Source organism: Pseudomonas sp. Pseusp16, assembly GCF_047324915.1.
Taxonomy (GTDB): domain Bacteria; phylum Pseudomonadota; class Gammaproteobacteria; order Pseudomonadales; family Pseudomonadaceae; genus Aquipseudomonas; species Aquipseudomonas fluorescens_CD.
The window spans coordinates 1,515,269-1,534,795 of the sequence record NZ_CP168522.1 but is presented as its reverse complement, the minus strand read 5'-3'; the positions used below and the strand labels follow the sequence as shown (position 1 = coordinate 1,534,795).

Sequence of the window (19,527 nt, the reverse complement as noted above, 5' to 3'; positions counted from 1 at the left end):
ATGCTCAATCATTGCCTGAGAAATTCACGCGGTGCTAGAGGAATGAGCAGCTGCGGCTAAAGCCAACCGCTCTGCTCTCTTGTTACGAGTGATCCAGTAAACGAAATAACACCACGCGATAAAGGGGAGACCGAAGTAAAGCGCCACTCGCTGCTCAGGATCAAAAGCGATACCCACACAGGCCAGCAGACAACACAACAGTGCACCGATAGGCACCCATGGGTAGCCACGCACGCGGAAATGCAGGTCTTCAACTCGTCCGCCATTCGCGACGTATTGACGACGGAACGCGATCTGGCTTGCGGCAATGCTCATCCACACGACTACGACCGCCAGACCGGAAATGGACACCAAGGCCAAGTAAACCGTATCAGGGGCAAACACACTGCTGAGCAGAGAAGCCACTGCACCCGCCATACTAAGAACGATGGCGTTCACCGGTGTGCCCCGACTGGAGAGCCTGGCGTAGCGCTTGGGCATATGTCCTTGATCGCTCAATGTCCACAGCATGCGCGATGCGGCATACAGCCCCGAGTTAGCGGCGGAAATCAGTGCCGTGAGAATGACGAAGTTCATAATGTCGGCAGAGTATGGGATGCCAATCAGCTCAAACACCATCACGAACGGACTTTCCACGAGCCCCGCTTGTTCTCGTGGCAGTAACGTCGCAAGGACGAAAATTGTCCCCACGAAGAACAGCGCCAAACGTACCACTGTCGTGCGGATTGCCTTGGGCACGCTAGTTTGTGGATCTTTTGCTTCACCTGCCGCAATCCCGATCAGCTCGGTTCCGGAGAATGCGAAGGAAACAGCCAGGAGAGTCATTGCAATGGGTAAGAACCCGGTGGGGAAAAGCCCCTCACGTGTGAAGTTGGAAAGTCCCGCCCCCTGCAAACTCTGTACTTGAAAAAGACCGAAAATTGCCGCGCCGCCGATCACAATGAACGTGATAACGGTCAGAACCTTAATCAGCGAAAGCCAGAATTCAGTCTCCGCAAACAACCTAACAGAGACAACGTTGCTCAAGAAAACTGCAATGGCAAACAGCGCACTCCAAATCCAGACCGGTGTGTCAGGAAACCACCGAACCATCAGTATGCCCGCAGCTGTAAATTCTGAACCGATAGCTACTGCCCAAGTGAGCCAGTAAAGCCAGGCCACTGTATAGCCTGTGCCTGGGCCCAGGTATCGCGTTGCGTAGCTACTGAAAGATCCGGTTTCTGGCATCTGTACGGCCAACTCACCGAGACAGACCATGACTAAATACACCATCACTGCACCGATGATGTAAGCGATCACTGCACCGAGTGGCCCTGCCTGATTTACCGTGTAACCGGAGGTAAGGAATAACCCCGTACCAATCACACCGCCCAGTGCCAACATCACGATGTGGCGTGTTTGCATTTCCTTTTTGAAACGCGAGTCTGGATCGGGTTGATTATCTTCGATATGCGTGGACATAGTTTTATTCTCATGAAATGTTCGGACAAACGCCTTGTAACCGGCTTTTGGGCAGTACAGTTTTGTCGTCGCAGGATTTTATTATTTTCATTCTTCATGAAGGGCTTAAGATTAATATCGAAAGTCCTGCCCGTATTCAGGCTCCTACCTCAATGAAACGTTGGGCACTGTCAGCGTGAAGGCTTGCATCACCTTGTTTACTTCGCACTAAAGCGAAGGCTTGTTTTAGGTCAGCCAATAAATCTGCTGATTCTTCAATACCTACGGACACTCGAACCAAGCCTTCGGAAATTCCAAGTGCCTGACGTTCTTCCAAGGTATTTTCCACGTGACTGGTCGTCCGGGCCGGCCCATAGATGGTCTCGACAGCGCCCAAATTACCCGCCCGATGCGCAAATCTGAGCAGCGGCAGCAAACGAGTCACTGTGTCCATGCCACCCTTCAGCACGAAGCTGACGATGGCTCCGAATCCGTTCATTTGCGATCGAGCGATGTCATGACCTGGATGTTGAGGCAACCCCGGATAGTTCACAGACTCGACCAGCGGCTCGGTACAGAGGTACTCGGCCAAAAGCTTCGCGCTCGCCTGTTGCTGGCGAAGGCGCAGAGCCAGAGTCTTGATGCCCCGGATGATTAGATACGCCGAAAAAGGATCCAGCGAGGCACCATTGATTTCGCGGTAATGGCGAACTTGAGACATCAAATGCTCGGCGCCGCAGACCACACCACCGAGCACATCACCATGACCGGACAGGAATTTGGTCGCGCTGTGCACAACCACATCAACGCCTAAAGCGAGCGGATTCTGATTCAGAGGCGTCGCGAATGTATTGTCCGCAACAACCAAAGCGCCCACTCGCTTCGCCGCTGCCACAAGGCGCCGAATATCAACGATTTTCAGTGTTGGGTTCGTGGGTGTTTCCAGGTACAGGACGCTGCAGCCTTTAGCGATCTCCTGCTCAAGTGCCACGGTGTCGAGCGTATCGCAAAGGGTTACCTCCACACCCATGCGGGGAAGAAACTCCTCGAAAATTTTATTCGTACCACCGTAGCTGTCACGCGTAGATATCACACGCTGCCCACAGGACAGGAAGGTGTGTAGTACACCGCTGATTGCGGCCATTCCGGTACTGAAAGCTACAGCCGACTCTGCGTTTTCGAGCTCACAGAGTTTATCTTCCAGGACGCAGACGGTGGGATTGCTCATCCGGCTGTAAATGAAGCCGGGCTCCTTTCCCAATGCCACGTCATACCACTTATCGATATCGTCATAGCCATAAGCGGCACTGACCACGATGGGTGTCTGGGTCGCATTGTAGGGATGTTGAACCTGCTCTCCTCCCCATACGACTCGAGTCCCCATCCCAACCTCTGAAGCCTGGGCGGCGCGTTTCTTGTTTTCCATACAGTTGTCTCGCATCAAGGGAAACACAACCGTGTTCCAAGTGGGCTTGGGAGGACTATATGGAAGGCTCATGCTTGTGAAAAATCATGATATCCGGGAGTAAGGGGTGCTTTTTTTAATGGCTGGATGCCGGTGGTTGACCAGGAACTGTTCGGCTTTGTTGTACTTGAGCCCTGGCCGGAAACCCGATCCACGGCTTCCACCGCTACCTTTGTCATCAAACAATGTCGTAGATCGGTGTCCGCAAACGAGGGGTTTATTTGCAGCTACAGTAATTGGATACAAACGAGGGGAAAGTGAAATGACCAAAAAACGATAAAAAAGCTGAATCACCAAAAGCTGTTTTCGACCGGGTTGCAAAACAGATGGGGCACAGATCCACGACATCGACTGAAGCGTACCTTCCGTCGAAGAAGCCCACTTACGAAGCCGACAGCTCAGTCAAAAATAGGACACTTCACTGACCAGTTGAAAAGTATGGTTCGGTCTTACCAAGGGGAACTGTGAGCTGATACCGGGATTGCGCGATCATCGTTCTTGGGGCGTAGTTTCGTTCCATCATGGGCGGCTGCTACATGAACGAATGCTAGTGCTGTCAGATAGATTCGCTTTATAGGTGCAGGGATTGCCATGCTGATCAAATGTCCAAACTGTTCAAAAGCCAATGATCTGAACCTCGAAACCGACGTGAACTGTGGCCACTGCAAAAAGACCCTCAGAGGTCACACCTATGGAAAGGTTAAAACGTCGGTTGCAGCCGTAGTGATTGCATTTGGGGTAGGTGCATTTGCTACCAAAAAAATTGATGACTACACAGGATCGGCGGATCGCTATTCGATCAAGAGTGAGTACGCGCTCATTGAGATATGCCTCACCTCCTCCCAGCGGGCACTAGCTCTGTACCAGTACAAGGGAAAGAAGGAAGACTGCATCTGTGCGTTAAGTAAAGTGCAGAAGACGTACGGGGTAAAAGACTTCAACGAGAAAACTGACGAGTACCTGGCTGCCTTCGATTCGGCAGCCAGGGTTTGCAAAGCTAACAGGTTAGCTTCGACCTACTCAGGCTAATTAGCGTGTCTTCGGTGCAGGCGGATTATTGTCTCGGCCGCCTCCAGAAGGCTTACCCTCATGCTTACTCGGCCAACCAGCTTCGTTGCCACTGGCTGCCGACTGGGCACGAGCAGCAAACGAGTCCTTGGGTGTCTGCCCACCGGTTTGCTTGGCTGTGGCTGAGGCAATACGCGAAGCGTCGGCTTTGGTCATCTTGGACATTTTTGGTTCCTCTCATTGAGAATATTCAGAGTCCCCGCTGGGACGACTCAAACATTAGCCAGGTACCGAGAGACAAATGGGGACAGAAACGCATCGACTTCAGAAAGAAATTAAATCGCTGATCAAACGCTTAGGTTGGTCTCAAAAGCGTCTTGCTCGTGAGCTCCAAGCAATGGATGAGGACGGCGACTGGGCGACTGAAAAGGAGGTTAACCAGTATGAGGAGCGACTGAAAAAGCACCTTGCTAGGTCGACTGTTTCTCCCGAGTTGTTGGAACGCTATCTTCAGCAAATCCAGAGGCATCAGGAATTCGCGAAGCTCAACGTTATTGTTCCTTACGCACTGATCGACGAAGACTTTTCCGAGGAGTTTATTCAAGGTATGCGATTAATCTCCGCAATGCTTGATGAACAGAATCCCGATGAAGGTAACGGCAGCCCCTAAAGCTTTCACTTGCAGTACACCGTCCAAAGCAGATCTAGCCGTGTAGTGAAGCACTGACTCATCATCTCCCAACGCATCCCCCAATCAGGATTCGTAGGTGCACCCGCTAGGCGCAGAGTGCCTCTACCCCATCGCCCATTGATGGAGTCCAGCACGGCCATGACTTCTCAGAGAAGCAGTCGCATCTTCGCGTAAGCGGCTACTGAACCATATAGGGGTAAGCGCTTCGGAACGGATTCAAAAACAGCTTCAATTGACCAGCATATGGCCATCACCTAGTCTGAAGTGCAGGGTTTGGTTCCTTTCAAGGATGAACATGATCAACTTCAAATGCGATGAGTGCAGCAAGCCGATTCAGGTCTCTAAAGAGATGGCCGGCAAGCAAGGCAAATGTCCACATTGCGCATCGCCGTTGATAGTACCAGCCCCACTGGTGTTCGATATCGATGAGACGGATGTCCCGGATGGTAAGCCGACTTCCTGGGTTGAAGGCTTGGCGAAGGTCGATGTTGCGGTGCAGCCGGCTGGCCCTAAACCTATGCCATTGGCTGATAAGGCCAAGTCGTTCATTGGCACATTGCTCTACTGGATCTTCGGCCTGCTTTTCGCCGGTTGGACGCTAGCGGTCATCCTCCAGGCTCCGGTGGCTGCCATTCCACTACTGATCGCGACCGTTTTGTTGCTGCCACCGTTATGCAACATGCTCATGGTCAAGCTTCAGTTTGATCTCCAGCCCTTTGTTCGTGTGATCGGCGCCGTTGTGCTCGGAGTCGTTGGGATGCTCCTGTTCTCCAATCACCTGAGGGATGAAATCACCGCAGAAAATAAGACGGCGGAGTCGGCAGCGGCTCAAAAGAAGGCCGAGCAGAAGAAGGTGGATACGGACTATCTGGTTGCAAACAAGCTAGCCATCACGGCCCAGTTTCAGCAGTTGCTGGATGCGAAGAAGATCATTGAAGCCAGGAATCTGCTGCAAAAATACAAGGGTCTGGGTGATGCCGATGTGGACGCCATGTTCGCTAAAGTCGATGCAAAGGTTAAGGACATCGCCAGAGACGAGCAGACAACCGCTCTAAAGGCCAAGCTCGCGCAACTGGGCAAGGACGACTACGCAGGCCAGGAGACGACCTACAAGGCCCTGCTGGCGCTCTACCCAGGCAACAAGGAGTACACGGACAAGCTCGCGGCGGCTTCTCATGAGATCAAGAGGGCCAGTGAGTTTCAGCAGCGCAGGATGGCCGGAGAGGCTTGGGATTATGAGACCACACAGGATTCAATGAGCCAGAAGCCGGTCACGACAGCCTTCATTCGGTCAACCAACAGATTGTCGTTCGACTTCCCTTACCGCGGAGCGCAACAGGCCACACTCCAACTGCGCAAGCACCCGCGTTGGGGGCAGGACGTGATTCTGCACATCCAAAAAGGCCAGTTCATCTGCAACTCATACAACGGATGCAGTGTGTCGGTGCGCTTCGGGAACGGAAAACCTAAGCAATTCTCCGCAGGAGAGCCGAGCGACAACGACAGCACCTACGTTTTCATTAAGGGCTACAACAGCTTCGTCAGCGAACTGCGTAAGGTCGACAAGATCTACATCGAGGCTCAGTTTTACAAGGAAGGCAATCGCACGATGGAGTTTGCGGTAGATGGTCTGGACTGGAAGTGAGGTTAAGAGCTGTATCCCTTCTCCAATTTGCTGGCGAGGAGTATCAGATCAAGCGATGGTGTCAGGAAAGCCGCGATTAATTTTCAGCCACCGGAAGCACCAAAGTTGGCGGGCATTCCTGTCGTACTTTGCTCGCGAGTGAGGCTTGGTCATGTCGCCCAGCGCCGCAACAGGATTCCGAAAAAAGTCATCGCCGATGAGCCAATGAGCTCACCAGCCGATCACCAAGGCTTTGCACGCTCTGAACCAGAATCACCAGCACCACCACGGTCGCAACCATCACCTGGTTATTGAAACGCTGGTAACCGTAGCGAATCGCCAGGTCTCCGAGCCCGCCTCCCCCGATAACCCCGGCCATGGATGAGAATCCGATCAACATCACCAGGGTCAAAGTGATGCCCGCGAGCAACGCTGGCAGTGCTTCGGGGAGCAGCACTTTAAAAATCACATGTCGAATATCACCGCCCATCGCGAGGATGGCTTCGATGCGGCCCTTATCGACTTCGTCCAGTGCGTTTTCGACAATTCGGGCAAAAAAAGGAAAGGCGCCTATCGTGATGGGCACCACGGCGGCAGTACTCCCCAACGTCGTGCCGACTATCAGCCGGGTTAGCGGAATCAACGCGATCAGCATCACCACGAACGGTAACGAGCGACCAAGATTGACCAAGCCGCCCAGGCCTTTGTTGAGTCTGGGCATCGGGTACAACCCACCGCGGCGGCTGATGAACAGCAACACGCCAAGGGGCAAGCCGATCAGCAGGGTAAAAATGCCCGCCAGCAGCACCATGTACAGGGTTTCACCGGTTGCGTTCAGCACCAGTTGAACGATTTCGCTCCAATCGATATTCCGGTTCATGAACGCTCCACCCTGACGCCACGCTGCTTCAGAAAGTCCACCACCCGCGTCAGGTTCAGCTCATCACCGGGCTGCCGAAAAGCCACGCGTAACCGCCCTACCCTGCGCCCTCCAACAGACTCGACGCCACTGGCCAGCAGGTTCAACTCCACGCCCTGTTGTTGCACCAACTCCTTGAGCACCGGCGTGGCCAGCAGATTGTCGAAAAAGCTCAAATCCAGGGTTTGTGCATCCTTGCCCAAAGGCGCGCAGTAACCCGGCAGCAGTGAACGGCCCAGGCTGGAGTCCGGGTTGTTCAACAACTGCGCGATCGGCCCCGCCTCGACCAACCGGCCATGGGCCAGTGAAGCGGCGTGATCACATATGGACTTGACCACGTCCAGCTCGTGGGTGATCAGCACGATGGTCAACCCCAGCTGCCGATTGATATCGCGCAGCAGTTCAAGAATCGAAGCCGTGGTTTCCGGGTCGAGGGCGCTGGTGGCTTCATCCGACAGCAGATAAGCCGGTCGCGCCGCCAACGCACGGGCAATGCCAACCCGTTGTTTCTGCCCACCGGACAACTGCGAAGGAAACGCCCGGGCTTTATCGCTCAAGCCCACCAGCTCCAGCAGCTCCCTGACCCGTACATGGCGCCGCGCTTTATCGACGCGCGCGATTTCCAGCGGCACCGCGATGTTGTCGAACACGTTGCGTGAATGCAGCAGGTTGAAGCCCTGGAAGATCATGCCGATGCGCTGGCGTTGTCGTCGCAGTTCGAGGTCGGACAGGGCTGTCAGGTCTTCACCGTCCAGCAGAATACGCCCGGAACTTGGTCGTTCGAGCAGATTGAGGCAACGCAGTAGCGTCGATTTCCCTGCGCCGCTGCGCCCCAGAATCCCGTAGATCGCACCGTCGGAAATGCTCAGGGACACGTTGTCCAACGCAGGTGCCTGCCCCGGCCAGTAGGTTTTGCTCAACTGCTCGACGACAATCATGGCTTGCTGGCCGCCACGGTTACCGGGTCGACCGGAATGACCGAACCGGCAAAGGTGTCGGTAATGAACTTGGCCACCTCAGGCGACGTCAGGTCTTTGGCCAGCTGTTTGATACGCGGGTCGTCCTGCAACTTTGGCGTGGTCACGAGGATATTGGCGTACGGATTGCCATCGGCCTTTTCCAGGCCCAGCGCATCTTTGGCCGGAGCCAGACCGGCGTCCAGCGCGTAGTTGCCGTTGATCACCGCAAGATCGACATCCTCCAGTGCGCGAGGAATCTGCGGCGACTCGATTTCGAGGATTTTCAGCTGCTTCGGGTTTTCGGCGATGTCCTTGGGTGTTGCCTGGTCAGTGGCCGGGTCGTTGAAACCGGCCTTGAGTTTGATCAGGCCATTGTCCTGAAGCAAGTACAGTGCGCGACTCAGGTTAGTGACGTTATTCGGCACCGCCACCGTGCCTTTTAGTGGTACCTGGTCGAAACTTTTGTGTCGGTGGGAGTAGATCCCCAACGGTTCGATATGCACCGTTGCAGCCACCGCGAAATTTTCGCCGAGGGCCTGCTCCTGAGATTTCAGATACGGCAAGTGCTGGAAGTAGTTCGCGTCCACATCACCGTGCGCCAGCAGTTCATTGGAGTTCACGCCGTTGGGGATCTCGATCACCTTGAGGTTCAACTGCGGGTCGATTTTTTGTATGTACGCCAGAATCTGCGCATGAGGCACCGGGTCTGCCGCCACGCGTAATGGTTCCAGTGCCAATGCGCTGAGAGACGCAACCAGCCCGCCCAGTACCGCCAGGGTCAATCCTGTCTTCTTGAACATGTTCGTAATCCTTGATCGAGTAAAAGGGTCAGGCGCTGAGTGCGTTGGGGATCAGTACATCCCCGTAAAATCGCTGGGCAACATCGGGATGGGAGCGCAGGCGACCTTTGAGGTAGTTCCAGCCCACGTCGCGAAACAACGGATTGTCGGGATCGCTCGCCGGGCCCCGTGCTTCGCGCAACAGCTCCGGCGGCAGGGGGTAAAGCGGCACCACCGCGTCCAGTTGCGCACCGAGGAAAAAGGCGATCGACAAACGCTCACTGCCCTCGGGCGGCGACAGCACGCGATGCACGGTGGCGCGCAGATAGCCGTTGGTGGCCAGCTCCAGCAATTCACCGATGTTCACAACCAGAGTGTTGTCCCGAGGCAGCGCATCGATCCAAAGCCCCTCCTCGATTTCCACCTGCAAACCGGTTTGATGATCCTGCAGCAGAAAACTCAGGAAACCTGAATCCTTGTGCGCTCCCACGCCCTGATTGCTTTCGTCTGGCACCTGCCCCGGATACCGCATCAGCTTGATGTGCTCATTGGGCTTATCGCCGTACAACTGATCGAAAGATTCTTGCGGCAGCGACAACGCCTGGGCGAAAGCCCGGAGCAAGCGCAGCGACATTCCGGTCATGGCCTGCTGCCAATCCAGCAACAATGGCTTGAGCGCCGGCAACGCGGCTGGCCATTGATTGGGGCCTTGCAGGCGTGCCCAGTAAGGGCTGTTTTCATCCAGCGATAATGCGTCCCTTTCTGCACCCAGATCGAACTGCTCGCGTAAATCGGGTTTACCGCGAGTGATCTCCGACGCCGCGCGGTTGTAACCGCGAAAATGTGGGGAATTGATCATGCCGACGGCAGTTTTCTCGCTGTCCGGCAGCGCAAAGAATTGACGGGCATGGCTCTGCACCTGTTTCAATAAATCAGTATCAATGCCATGGCCGGTCAGGTAGAAAAAGCCCACATCCCGTGCCGCATGACGCAGATCGTCAAGAAACCCCTGACGCTGTGCCGCAGTGCCATCGAGCAATGACAGATCAAGAGTCGGTAAGGAGGTGATACCCCGTGTGTGCGCCATGTTTCACTCCATGTCTGACTGAACCTGTAATCCTTGCTTGAAGCTAAACGATCTTAAAAAGCAGTAATAAATATCTTTTTAGCATTAGCTTAGGTTCGCTTCTCAGGCGTGACGCAGGTTGTTTTTTGGACTGGTGGGTGGCTAAGGGAGGTTCATGAATGCCGCGCGTGAAAACTTCTGCCCTTTCAAAGCTGCATTCTGGTCACGCAGTACGTTGAAGCTGTGCGGGCACAGGTATTGGCTGACCTTGTCCTTGATCTCGCGGTAATCGGCCGAGCTGAGCAGGCTGTGCCGTTCCAGCAGGTGTACATCATTCAACATCGAGGGTTCTCCTGACCTGGAGTGCCTGCCATTCACCGAGCGGGCTGCCTCTTTCCGATCTTGAGATTTCTCACTACGCAGCGTATTAGTGTTTGCACCTGACTGACGCGACCCGGTGTGGCCAATGCGTGAAATCTACAGCGTCTTCAACTCCAATGGAGCCTATGAAACCGCTGCCCATGAGCATGATGAATTCATGATCATGGTGCCGGAGCATGGTTTGTTGCGATTCAAGGACGAACAAAGCGGCCGTTCAACGTCGATGGTTGACCGACAGTTCGTATTGGTCCCACCCCAGTGGAGCCATTCCTCATCGTCAATGACAGTGAGACAGGGACATGTTGCGTTCTATGTCGACCCGGATTACATGAGCTATGCCCTGCGTGATCTGTCCGGTGATGCCAACCGTTTTTTGCGAGTACCGACGTTGGGTATCTGGCACGCCTCGGCACCGCTTCATCATCTATTGCTGGCGAAAAAAGCCTTCAGTCAACCGGATCGCTACGTGGATCGGCGTAGGCAAATCACCCAGACCGACCACTTGCTGCTCCTGGAATGCCTGGCGATTTCCCTGAGCCAGCCAAGCCTGCAACGTTCTTCGACCGAACGTCATGGTGCGGCATTGGTGCGTGATGTTCAGCGCTATCTGGATGGCAATCTTGAACAGTCTCCGGGACTGGACGAGATCGCTGAAGCCTTTCATGTTTCACGACGCCACCTCACCCGCTTGTTTGCCCAACACACTGGCGAATCTGTGCTGGCCTGCGTTCAGCGCATGCGCCTGGAGCGAGTGAAGAACCTGCTGCAGCACACGCGCATGTCTGTGCTGGAGATTGCCAACAGCGTCGGCTACGAGTCCCCTTCCCACCTGGCCCATGTCTTCCGACGCGCACAGGGCTGCTCGCCTGACGAGTTTCGCCGTAACACCAACCGGTAAACCATCCCGATTATCCATGGCCCGATCTCGCGCATGATGAGGCCCGATCCCGTGCGCCCCGAGTTTCTCCACCCGGCATCCTGAGCCCTGACAAAACAACAAGAGGATGGGGCCGTGAGGCGAGAACCCTTTATCAGTTTCGCTGATGTGCAGAAGAGTTTTAAGGTCGACGGGCGCAGGTTTGTGGCCGTGCGCAATGTATCGCTTGAGATCCAGCGTGGCGAAATCATTACTTTGGTCGGCCCGTCCGGGTGCGGCAAATCGACGTTGTTGAACATGACCGCGGGGCTGTTCGGCCCTACCGAAGGTCGGGTTCATTACGACGGCGCCGAAGTCAAAGGCGTCAACACACGGGTCGGCTACATGACCCAGGCTGACCACCTGCTGCCATGGCGCACAGTGGCCGGCAACATCGCCGTACCGTTACAGATCCGACGCCTGGGCAAGCGTGAAATCGACGCACGTGTCGAGGAACTGTTGGCCTTGGTCGGATTGACCGGATTTGGTGCCAGCTACCCGAACCAACTGTCCGGTGGCATGCGAAAACGTGCGGCCATGGCCCGATTGCTGGCCAGCGATCCTGAGACCTTGCTGATGGACGAGCCGTTTGGAGCCCTCGATGCGCAGATGCGCCTCACGCTGCAAACCGAGCTGTTGCGACTGTGCAAGAAACTGAAAAAAACCGTGCTGTTCGTCACCCACGATGTCGACGAAGCCATCGCCCTCGCCGATCGCTGCGTGGTCTTTGCCGGGCGTCCCGGCACCATCGATCACATCCTTGAGGTGTCACTGGCGCAGCCGCGCAATCTGGTGCAACTGCGTTCCGATCCGCACTACGTCGAACTCTGCGCCGCCCTTTGGCAGCGCCTGGCCCCAGACATCGCCGGTGCCGCCGATCCTTCCTCGCTGGCTCACTCTCTGGAGGCCCTATGATTCAGGTCTATCGCTTGCTGTTCCTGGTGTTTCTGCTGGTGCTGTGGGAAAGCATTTCCCGCTGGTTCGGCGTGGAGTTTTTCATCAGCCGGCCTTCTGCCGTGGCGGCCAGTTTGTGCAAGCTCCTGCTCAATGGCGTGTTTTTCTACCACGCAGGGATTACCACGCTGGAAGCCGTACTCGGATTCTTCTTCGGCTCGGTGGCCGGTCTCGCTGCTGGCCTGCTGTTAGGCCGGGCCAAAGTCCTGGCCGACATCCTCGACCCCTTTCTCACCGCGTTCTACAGCTTGCCGAAGGTCGCTCTCGCACCATTGTTTATCCTCTGGTTCGGCATCGGCTTGCCGATGAAAGTCATTCTGACCGCAGCAGTGGTGTTCTTCCTGGTGTTCCTCAATACCTACAGCGGAGTGCGCAACGTGTCCCGCGAGCAGTTGACCATCCTGCGCCTGATGGGCGCCCGCGAACGTGATTTGTTGAGCATGGTGGTCATTCCCTCCGCGTTCACCTGGGTGTTTACCGGGTTGCGCCTGTCGGTGCCGTACGCACTGATCGGCGCACTGGTGGGTGAAATCATCGCTGCCAATCGCGGGCTCGGCTACTTGCTCTCCGACGCGGCTTCGCAGTTTGACACCGCCGGTGTGTTCGCCGCGCTGGTGGGCATCATTGCCCTGGCGCTGATCCTCAATACCGCGGTCAAACTGGCCGAACGCCGGCTGATGCCATGGAAAGCCAACGACGCCGAACGTGAAGTGGCGGTCTGAACATCCTTTCGATTGATTATCCGGAGTTCCATCATGTTCAAACGTCTAATGACGGCGACCGCGTTTGCCAGCGCACTGCTCTGTGGGTTCGCGACTCAGGCCGCCGAGTTGACCAAGGTCAAACTGGCGTTTCCCAGTGAAGGCTTCCTGTATGTGCCGATCTATGTCGCGCAGAAGCTTGGCTACTTCGCCGAAGAAGGGCTCGACATCGAAGTCATCGTCTTCCAGAAAGGCGGCTCCGCGGCGCTTACCGCTGTCCTCGGACGTGATGCCGACGCCTATGTCGGCCTGCCGGCGGTGGCCATCCGTGCCCGCTCCAAGGGACAGGATGTTCAGGCTTTCGCCTCGGTGCAGACGCAGTTCGGCAGCACCGTGGTGATCGATGCCGATTCCGCGAAAAGTGCGGGTGTATCCGCTGCGTCACCACTGACTGCCCGGGCACAAGCCTTGAAAGGATTGAAAATCGGCGTCACCGGTCCCGGCAGCACCACCGATATGCTGGTTCGCTATCTGGCCAAGGACGCAGGCCTGAGTCCGGACAAAGACCTGACCATCATGCCGATTGGCGGCGCGCCGAACATGCTGGCGGCGTTTTCCCAGGGCAGCATCAATGGTTTTTCGCTGTCACCACCGACTATCACCACCGCCGAACAGCAAGGGGGATTTGTGTTGATGGACTTGGCCAAGGGTGAATATCAGCCGCTCAACGGTTTCCTCTTTACAGCGATGATTGCTCGGGAAGACTGGTTGGCCAGTAACACCGACACCGCACGAAAAATGGTGAAAGCCCTGTGGCGCGCCGAGCAACTGATCGCCACCGATCCGGACAAGGCTCGGGAAGCCGTGCGGCCGTACTTCGCTCACACCGCCGCGCCGATTTTCGATGCGGCATGGACAGCGTCACTGCCCTCTTACCCGGCCACGCCGAGGGTCGAGTTGTCGGGCGTCCAGAAGAACATCAGTTTCATGAACGCTGTTGAAGCGGAACCGGTCAGTCTTGATCCGCACACAGCATTTACCAATGCCATCGTCGATGCGGTTGCACCTGCTTTATCGGACGCTCAAGGAGCGCAGAAATGACCCCGCAAGTTCATCTGATCAATGTATTCCCTGCTGCCGAAAACGGCGGTAACCCTGCACCAACCGTCGCTCGTGCCGACGGCATGAGCGACGCGGACATGCAGGCTGTGGCCCAGGCTTACGGGCATGAATGCGGCTTCGTCTGTTCGCCACCGGCCGGAACCGACTATGATTTCAGCTTCCGTTTCTGGGTGCCGAACCACGAAATGGAGATGTGTGGACATGCCTCGGTCGGCGCCGTCTGGCTGCTGGACCGACTGGGGATGTTGCCAAAGGATCAACTGTCGATCTGGACCTTGAGTGGACGCGTGGAAGCGCGGGTCATGCGCGATGGGGGTGGCACCGTACAGGTCGAAATCAGCCAACCCAAAGGTCAGGTCGAAACTCTCTCGTCCCCGGACATCGAAGCGCAAATCCTCTCGGTGCTGGGCATCAGTTCCAATGAGTTGGCTCCGTTACCCATCCAGAACGCCGCCACCAGCCGGGTGAAAACCCTGATCCCGCTCAAGAGCGTGGCGGTGCTGGACGGGTTGAAACCGGATTTTCGCCGGGTTGAGCAATTGTGCGAGCGCATCGGCTCAACCGGTTTGTACCCCTACGCAGCACTGGACCTTGCCACTCGACAATTCGATGCACGACAGTTTCCCAAGTCCTCCGGTTACCCCGAAGACGCGGCCACCGGTATTGCAGCCGCGGCCCTGGCCTTCGGTTTGCTGGAAAACGGCCTGGTGAGTGCTGATGAACGCCCGGTGCGTGTTCGTCAGGGTCGGGCTATGGGCCGCCCTTCAGAGATATCGTTGCGCTTTCGCCGGGATGCTCAGGAGCAGATTCAGGGATTGTGGCTCGGTGGGCCGGTGAGTTTTGCGCAGGTGAGCCCATGAGCATTCGAGAGAGACTGAAGCTGTTGGGTCTGCAATTGCCCGATGCCCCTGCCCCCAAGGGTGACTACGTGCCGGTGGTGATCCACAGTGGCGTGGCCTATGTCAGCGGGCAGGTGTGTCGCTTGGCCGACAGTGTAATCACAGGTCCGGCTCGGGCAGACATGTCTGCAGAAACCTTGATCCTGGCTGCTCGCACCTGTGTATTGCGCGCTTTGAGTGCGCTTGAGCAAGCGGTCGGTGATCTGGAATGCGTCGAGCGGATTGTGTTCGTACGCGGATTTGTCTATGCCGAGGACGGTTACCAGGAATACTCAAAAGTTCTCGACGAAGCTTCGCGTTTGCTGATCGAGTTGTTTGGCGAGCGAGGGCAACACGCGCGCTCTGCGCTGGGCGTCGCGGGGCTTCCAGGCAGCGGATTGCTGGAATTGGAACTGGTGGCGGCAGTGCGTTAGAGCGTTTTCTCACCAGGCCTGACCAATCAATCAAATATTCCAGATTATCCATGGCCCGATTCCGCGCGTGATCGGGCCCGATCCCACGCGCCCCAAAAATGTCCACCTTGCAAACTGCCCCCTGACAAAACAACAAGAAACCATAGGAAGGTGTTTATGCCAATGCTCCGTCGCCATCCATCGCTCGTTAAGCGCAGCCATCTCCAAGAGGTGGTGTGTGTTTCGACACTCGTTCTATCGTTGACCGCCTGCGCGGCCACTCCTGGTCCCGCGAAGTCCTACCAACAACCTGCGCTGGAGCCGATTGGTGAAGTGCAGGCCATTTATGACGGCAATCTCAGCGAGGACATGGCCGTCACTACCTTTCGCAATACTGATCGTTTGTTCCCTGTGCGGACCATCAAAGCGGGCGGCCATCCTTTCCCGTTACCGCGCAGCGGCACGCCACTCGGCCCGGTTGCCATTGACTATAAAGGCAAGCGCTACAGTCTCGATGACTACGTTGCGCTGAATCGGGTGACAGGCCTGTTGGTGCTCAAGGACGGTCAAATCGTGACTGAGCGATACGAAAAAGGTAATACCGCCAACACCCGCTGGATGTCGATGTCGGTGGCGAAATCAATCACCTCGACTCTCGTGGGCGCTGCATTGCAGGACGGCGCCATCAAAAGCCTTGATGACAAAGTCACTCACTACTTACCCGCGCTGGCCGGTAGCGGATACGACCAGGTCACCGTACGTCAAATTCTGTCCATGCGCTCCGGAATCAAATGGAACGAGAAATACACTGATCCAACATCAGACGAACGACAGCTGATCAAGCTGCGAATCGAACAAGTGCCTGGGTCGCTCCTCAAGTTCATGGCAAGCCTGCCCACCGCTGCACCTCCTGGCACTCGCACCAACTACAGCACCGGTGAAACGCAAGTCTTGGGACAACTGGTCAGCGCCGCCGTGGGCAAGCCACTGACGCAATACCTGAGCGAGAAAATCTGGGTCCCCTATGGCATGCAAACCGATGCCAAATGGTGGCTCGACGGCCTTAACGGCAATGAAGTGGGCGGCAGCGGCATCAGTGCAACCCTTGAAGATTACGGGCGCTTTGGACAGTTTTTCCTCAGCGGCGGCAAGGCCGGTGAACAGCAAGTGTTGCCTGAAGACTGGATGAGCTTCGCCAGCGTGACCACTGGCACAGATGCGGCATACGGTGACTTTGCCAACATGTGGTGGCCAGGCTGGACCGATGCTTCCAAGGCCGACAAAGCCTTTACGGCTGCAGGCACTTTTGGTCAGTTCCTCTACATCAATCCGACCAAAGATGTGGTGATTGTAGTGTGGCAAGCACAGACCAAACCCACCGGTGGTGAGGTTATCGACGACATGGTCGCCTTTGACGCCATTACCAATACCCTTCAGTAACCGGTTTCTTGGATTCATGTACAGGAGTTGGAAAAACTCCTGTACATGAAGAAGGCAGCCAAAATTCGCAGTTTGCCGATTCTGGCCGGAAACTGGCGTTCCTGATCTGGGGCAGCCACGGGCCCTCTCCGGTCATCTTGATACCAATGGTCGTCGTCAGACCGCCCCGGCTACGTCCGAGCGAATGATTTTGCGGTTCTTCAGGCCCCCTTTTTTCCCGGTACCAGAAGAGACGCAGGTTGCACAACCTTTTCAAAAGCGCAGGCCGTTCTTCCACCGCAGGACTGAAGTGAGACTAACCCGTCAGCCTTTGAGCAAGTGCCGAATACGTACAGACTTTCCAGCGATTTGAAAGCGCCGGGCGGCTGATTCGATTTTCAACTCTGCGCGAGTGACTCGACCGTGGTGGCGTAGATGGTCGTACCAGGACTCGTCGAAAAACAACTCGATCCACAGTTGCGGATTTTCGGTGTCCTGCATCAACTGCCAGGAAAAAGAACCATTGCGCTGCCGCATCCTGCGCACCTCTTCCATAGCGTCTTTGAAGGCATCGGCATCCACCGTGTCAATCTCATATTCGAGTGTAATCATGACAGGCCCACGCTCACCTTCAACGTCGACACCCATCAACGGTTGCGGCCAATGCAGCGAAGGGGCCAGGTCTTCTGCGCTCAGCGCAGGCAGTTTGACCCTCCAGCCCACCCCTACTCCCACCACCATGATTACGGCGGCAAGACTCAGCGATATCGAGATCGAAAACCAGCTGGCGATCAGTCCCCATATCACACCGCCCAAAGCCATGCTGCCAAAGAAAGTCAGGATATAGACCGCCAACGCCCTGGCCCTTACCCACGCAGGTACCGATGTTTGCGCAGACACCTGAAAGCTGGACAATACCGCGATCCAGGCAGCACCACTGAGGAACATCACAGGGATAAGCAGATAGAAATCATGAATCCATGCCAATGCCAGCAATACTGCTGCATAGATAAGGCTGGCCGATGCCACCAGCGGATTGACAGCAACATGCTGACGAATCCTGGGTAGAAACATTGCACCCGCGACCGCCCCGATCCCCACGCAACCGAGCAAGATCCCGAATTGCTCAGCACTGCCCTTCAGCTCACTTCGCACAATCAGTGGAAGCAAGGACATGCCGGCGCTTGCACCCAGGAAAAAGGCCAGGGCGCGCACCAGAACTCGCTGCAGGTGCCGTGAACTACGGGTATGGCGCCAACCCGTACGTATAGCGCCAAACAGGCGCTCTGCCGGCAATACGGTCTGTTGTGGCGTGCGACGCCACAAGGCGAGCACCGCGATAACGCCAAAGAAGGACAAGGCATTGACGGCAAATGTCGCCCATGGCCCTACCAGACTGATGATGATGCCAGCGATGGCCGGTCCGAGTGCCCGGGCAACGTTGACCCCCACGCTACTCAGCGATATCGCGGCGGGCAGATCACTGGCCGGAACCTGCTCAGGTGTCAACGCTGACCATGCTGGCATGGTCAGCGCCGTTCCAATCCCCATGGCCAGAGTAAACAGGAGTAAAAGCGTAGAGCTCATCAGGTCCGCAAAGGTGATCAAGGCGAGCGCAAGTGCAATGACGGCCATTCCTGCCTGGACAGCCAACAGGTAACGCCGTTTGTCGACGATGTCGGCCAGCGCGCCAGCAGGCAGCGCTAGAAGGAACATGGGAGCGGCACCCGCTACCTGTACCAGAGACACCATGAGGGGACTGGCCGACAAGGAGGTCATCAGCCACCCCGCACCGACTTCATGCATCCACGTCCCTATGCTGGATGCAATGCTGGCGAGCCATAGACTGCGAAACAGTCCATGGCGAAGCGGTTGCCAGGCCGTACCCGGTGCCTGCTCTTCAGTCATCGTACTCACCATTTCCTCCCCACAGTTTGCTCAGAAGTGGCCAACGACGCGACAGACTCGTACCCAATGCCAATCTTCCGGATCCCCAGGCAAAGTGCGCCTCATCCCCTGGTGGGGAAGAGGCGCTTACCGATCAGTGACCTTCCGATGCGTTAAACATGGTTTTGGCATAAATCAAACCAAGACCATAAGCGCCACCGTGAGCGATAGAAGTTTTCACCGTCTCGTTATAGGTGTCGCTACGAGCCCAGTCACGCTGCAATTCCAGGAGGTATTGAAGCGAGGTCATTGGACGCGCACCTGCTTGAACCATACGCTCGATAGCACGCTCATGAGCCTCATCTGAAACGTCACCACACGCATCGCAAATGACGTAGACCTCGAAGCCTTGTTCAAGCGCCGAGATCGCCGGTCCAACGATGCAGACCGAGGTCCAGAGACCGGCAAGAACGATTCTGTTGCGACCGATCTTATTCACGGCGACGGCGATACGCTCGTCCTCCCAGGTGTTCATGCTGGTCCGGTCAATCAGCTCCTGGCCGGCGAAGACCGAGGTGATTTCTTCAAACATTGGGCCCGAAAAGCTTTTTTCGGCGACGGTGGTAAGAATGGCAGGAACGCCAAATTCCTTCGCTGCTTTCGAGATCAGTGCAGCGTTATTACGCAGTGATACAGCGTCGATGGATTTAGTCGCAAATGACATCTGTGACTGAAAGTCGATCAGGATCAGGGCGTGGTTGCTCGGATCAATCAGGCCTTTGCCTGGTGCTGCTTTTGCGGTTGCCATAACACTTCTCCGGATATGTTTTGAGAAGCGCCATTTTCGGTTTCGCTAGAGCAGAACGATTGTACGGATGTGCGAATCTGGAGGATTTGTGCTGAGA

At 56.0% G+C, this 19,527-nt stretch carries 20 protein-coding genes and 2 pseudogenes; 10 read left to right on the top strand and 12 right to left on the bottom strand.

The genetic code is table 11. The features are described 5' to 3' along the window. Window positions 1-24: 24 nt before the first annotated feature. On the bottom strand, window positions 25-1,461 hold the full coding sequence (locus ACEN8Q_RS06700) for an amino acid permease (protein ID WP_413704784.1): 1,437 nt from the start codon (window positions 1,459-1,461) through the stop codon (window positions 25-27). 136 nt (window positions 1,462-1,597) lie between these two features. Then, window positions 1,598-2,866 (bottom strand): cystathionine gamma-synthase family protein, encoded by a 1,269-nt coding sequence (locus ACEN8Q_RS06695; RefSeq protein ID WP_413704783.1) that lies wholly within the window; start codon window positions 2,864-2,866, stop codon window positions 1,598-1,600. Between the two features lie 630 nt (window positions 2,867-3,496). On the opposite strand from ACEN8Q_RS06695, the gene ACEN8Q_RS06690 reads away from it, so the two are divergent. Further along, window positions 3,497-3,934 carry a hypothetical protein gene (locus tag ACEN8Q_RS06690; RefSeq protein ID WP_413704782.1) on the top strand — a complete coding sequence of 146 codons (438 nt, stop codon included), beginning with the start codon at window positions 3,497-3,499 and terminating at the stop codon, window positions 3,932-3,934. Here the strand turns inward: ACEN8Q_RS06690 and ACEN8Q_RS06685 are convergent, their stop codons facing one another. Beyond that, window positions 3,935-4,129, bottom strand: coding sequence for a hypothetical protein (locus tag ACEN8Q_RS06685; RefSeq protein WP_413705472.1), 195 nt, complete (start codon window positions 4,127-4,129; stop codon window positions 3,935-3,937). 85 nt (window positions 4,130-4,214) lie between these two features. On the opposite strand from ACEN8Q_RS06685, the gene ACEN8Q_RS06680 reads away from it, so the two are divergent. Next, window positions 4,215-4,583 (top strand): hypothetical protein, encoded by a 369-nt coding sequence (locus ACEN8Q_RS06680; protein WP_413704781.1) that lies wholly within the window; start codon window positions 4,215-4,217, stop codon window positions 4,581-4,583. 5 nt (window positions 4,584-4,588) lie between these two features. On the opposite strand, the pseudogene ACEN8Q_RS06675 reads toward ACEN8Q_RS06680, so the two are convergent. Beyond that, window positions 4,589-4,750: pseudogene (locus ACEN8Q_RS06675) on the bottom strand (DUF4113 domain-containing protein); the annotation flags it as partial. Window positions 4,751-4,899: 149 nt separating this feature from the next. Here ACEN8Q_RS06675 and ACEN8Q_RS06670 point away from each other — a divergent pair. Continuing rightward, window positions 4,900-6,249, top strand: a complete 1,350-nt coding sequence (locus ACEN8Q_RS06670) for a hypothetical protein (RefSeq protein ID WP_413704780.1) — start codon at window positions 4,900-4,902, stop codon at window positions 6,247-6,249. A gap of 187 nt (window positions 6,250-6,436) precedes the next feature. Here ACEN8Q_RS06670 and ACEN8Q_RS06665 read toward each other — a convergent pair whose 3' ends face one another. The 5 genes from ACEN8Q_RS06665 to ACEN8Q_RS06645 form a co-directional block, all read right to left on the bottom strand. After that, window positions 6,437-7,108, bottom strand: a complete 672-nt coding sequence (locus ACEN8Q_RS06665; protein WP_413704779.1) for a methionine ABC transporter permease — start codon at window positions 7,106-7,108, stop codon at window positions 6,437-6,439. Beyond that, entirely contained in the window at window positions 7,105-8,085 is a 981-nt protein-coding gene (locus ACEN8Q_RS06660; RefSeq protein ID WP_413704778.1) for a methionine ABC transporter ATP-binding protein, read from the bottom strand. The genes ACEN8Q_RS06665 and ACEN8Q_RS06660 overlap by 4 nt, the downstream gene beginning before the upstream one ends. Next, window positions 8,082-8,906 carry a MetQ/NlpA family ABC transporter substrate-binding protein gene (locus ACEN8Q_RS06655; RefSeq protein ID WP_413424252.1) on the bottom strand — a complete coding sequence of 275 codons (825 nt, stop codon included), beginning with the start codon at window positions 8,904-8,906 and terminating at the stop codon, window positions 8,082-8,084. Before ACEN8Q_RS06655 ends, ACEN8Q_RS06660 begins: the two co-directional genes overlap by 4 nt. Window positions 8,907-8,934: 28 nt before the next feature. Next, the gene (locus tag ACEN8Q_RS06650; protein ID WP_413704777.1) at window positions 8,935-9,972 is read right to left on the bottom strand and encodes an isopenicillin N synthase family dioxygenase; all 1,038 of its coding nucleotides are present in this window, start codon (window positions 9,970-9,972) and stop codon (window positions 8,935-8,937) included. Window positions 9,973-10,113: 141 nt separating this feature from the next. Then, a complete protein-coding gene (locus ACEN8Q_RS06645) occupies window positions 10,114-10,293 on the bottom strand; it encodes a hypothetical protein (RefSeq protein WP_413424248.1) in 180 nt (59 codons plus the stop codon). Window positions 10,294-10,417: 124 nt separating this feature from the next. Here ACEN8Q_RS06645 and ACEN8Q_RS06640 point away from each other — a divergent pair, with 124 nt between their 5' ends. The 7 genes from ACEN8Q_RS06640 (at window position 10,418) to ACEN8Q_RS06610 (ending at window position 16,756) form a co-directional block, all read left to right on the top strand. After that, window positions 10,418-11,230, top strand: a complete 813-nt coding sequence (locus ACEN8Q_RS06640) for a helix-turn-helix domain-containing protein (protein ID WP_413424246.1) — start codon at window positions 10,418-10,420, stop codon at window positions 11,228-11,230. Between the two features lie 114 nt (window positions 11,231-11,344). Further along, window positions 11,345-12,163: an ABC transporter ATP-binding protein gene (locus ACEN8Q_RS06635; RefSeq protein ID WP_413424244.1), complete on the top strand. Its 819-nt coding sequence runs from the start codon at window positions 11,345-11,347 to the stop codon at window positions 12,161-12,163. Next, window positions 12,160-12,924 (top strand): ABC transporter permease, encoded by a 765-nt coding sequence (locus ACEN8Q_RS06630; protein ID WP_413424242.1) that lies wholly within the window; start codon window positions 12,160-12,162, stop codon window positions 12,922-12,924. Before ACEN8Q_RS06635 ends, ACEN8Q_RS06630 begins: the two co-directional genes overlap by 4 nt. A gap of 33 nt (window positions 12,925-12,957) precedes the next feature. After that, window positions 12,958-14,004 (top strand): ABC transporter substrate-binding protein, encoded by a 1,047-nt coding sequence (locus ACEN8Q_RS06625; protein ID WP_413704776.1) that lies wholly within the window; start codon window positions 12,958-12,960, stop codon window positions 14,002-14,004. Continuing rightward, entirely contained in the window at window positions 14,001-14,885 is an 885-nt protein-coding gene (locus ACEN8Q_RS06620) for a PhzF family phenazine biosynthesis protein (protein ID WP_413704775.1), read from the top strand. Before ACEN8Q_RS06625 ends, ACEN8Q_RS06620 begins: the two co-directional genes overlap by 4 nt. Next, the gene (locus ACEN8Q_RS06615; RefSeq protein WP_413704774.1) at window positions 14,882-15,337 is read left to right on the top strand and encodes a RidA family protein; all 456 of its coding nucleotides are present in this window, start codon (window positions 14,882-14,884) and stop codon (window positions 15,335-15,337) included. Before ACEN8Q_RS06620 ends, ACEN8Q_RS06615 begins: the two co-directional genes overlap by 4 nt. 156 nt (window positions 15,338-15,493) lie before the next feature. Then, window positions 15,494-16,756: a serine hydrolase domain-containing protein gene (locus tag ACEN8Q_RS06610; RefSeq protein ID WP_413704773.1), complete on the top strand. Its 1,263-nt coding sequence runs from the start codon at window positions 15,494-15,496 to the stop codon at window positions 16,754-16,756. A gap of 121 nt (window positions 16,757-16,877) precedes the next feature. On the opposite strand, the pseudogene ACEN8Q_RS06605 reads toward ACEN8Q_RS06610, so the two are convergent. The 3 genes and pseudogenes from ACEN8Q_RS06605 to ACEN8Q_RS06595 form a co-directional block, all read right to left on the bottom strand. Further along, window positions 16,878-16,999, bottom strand: a pseudogene (locus ACEN8Q_RS06605) (IS5/IS1182 family transposase); the annotation flags it as partial. Window positions 17,000-17,059: 60 nt separating this feature from the next. Continuing rightward, on the bottom strand, window positions 17,060-18,643 hold the full coding sequence (locus ACEN8Q_RS06600) for an MFS transporter (protein ID WP_413704772.1): 1,584 nt from the start codon (window positions 18,641-18,643) through the stop codon (window positions 17,060-17,062). 133 nt (window positions 18,644-18,776) lie between these two features. Beyond that, window positions 18,777-19,430: a hydrolase gene (locus ACEN8Q_RS06595; protein ID WP_057399470.1), complete on the bottom strand. Its 654-nt coding sequence runs from the start codon at window positions 19,428-19,430 to the stop codon at window positions 18,777-18,779. Between the last annotated feature and the right edge of the window lie 97 nt (window positions 19,431-19,527).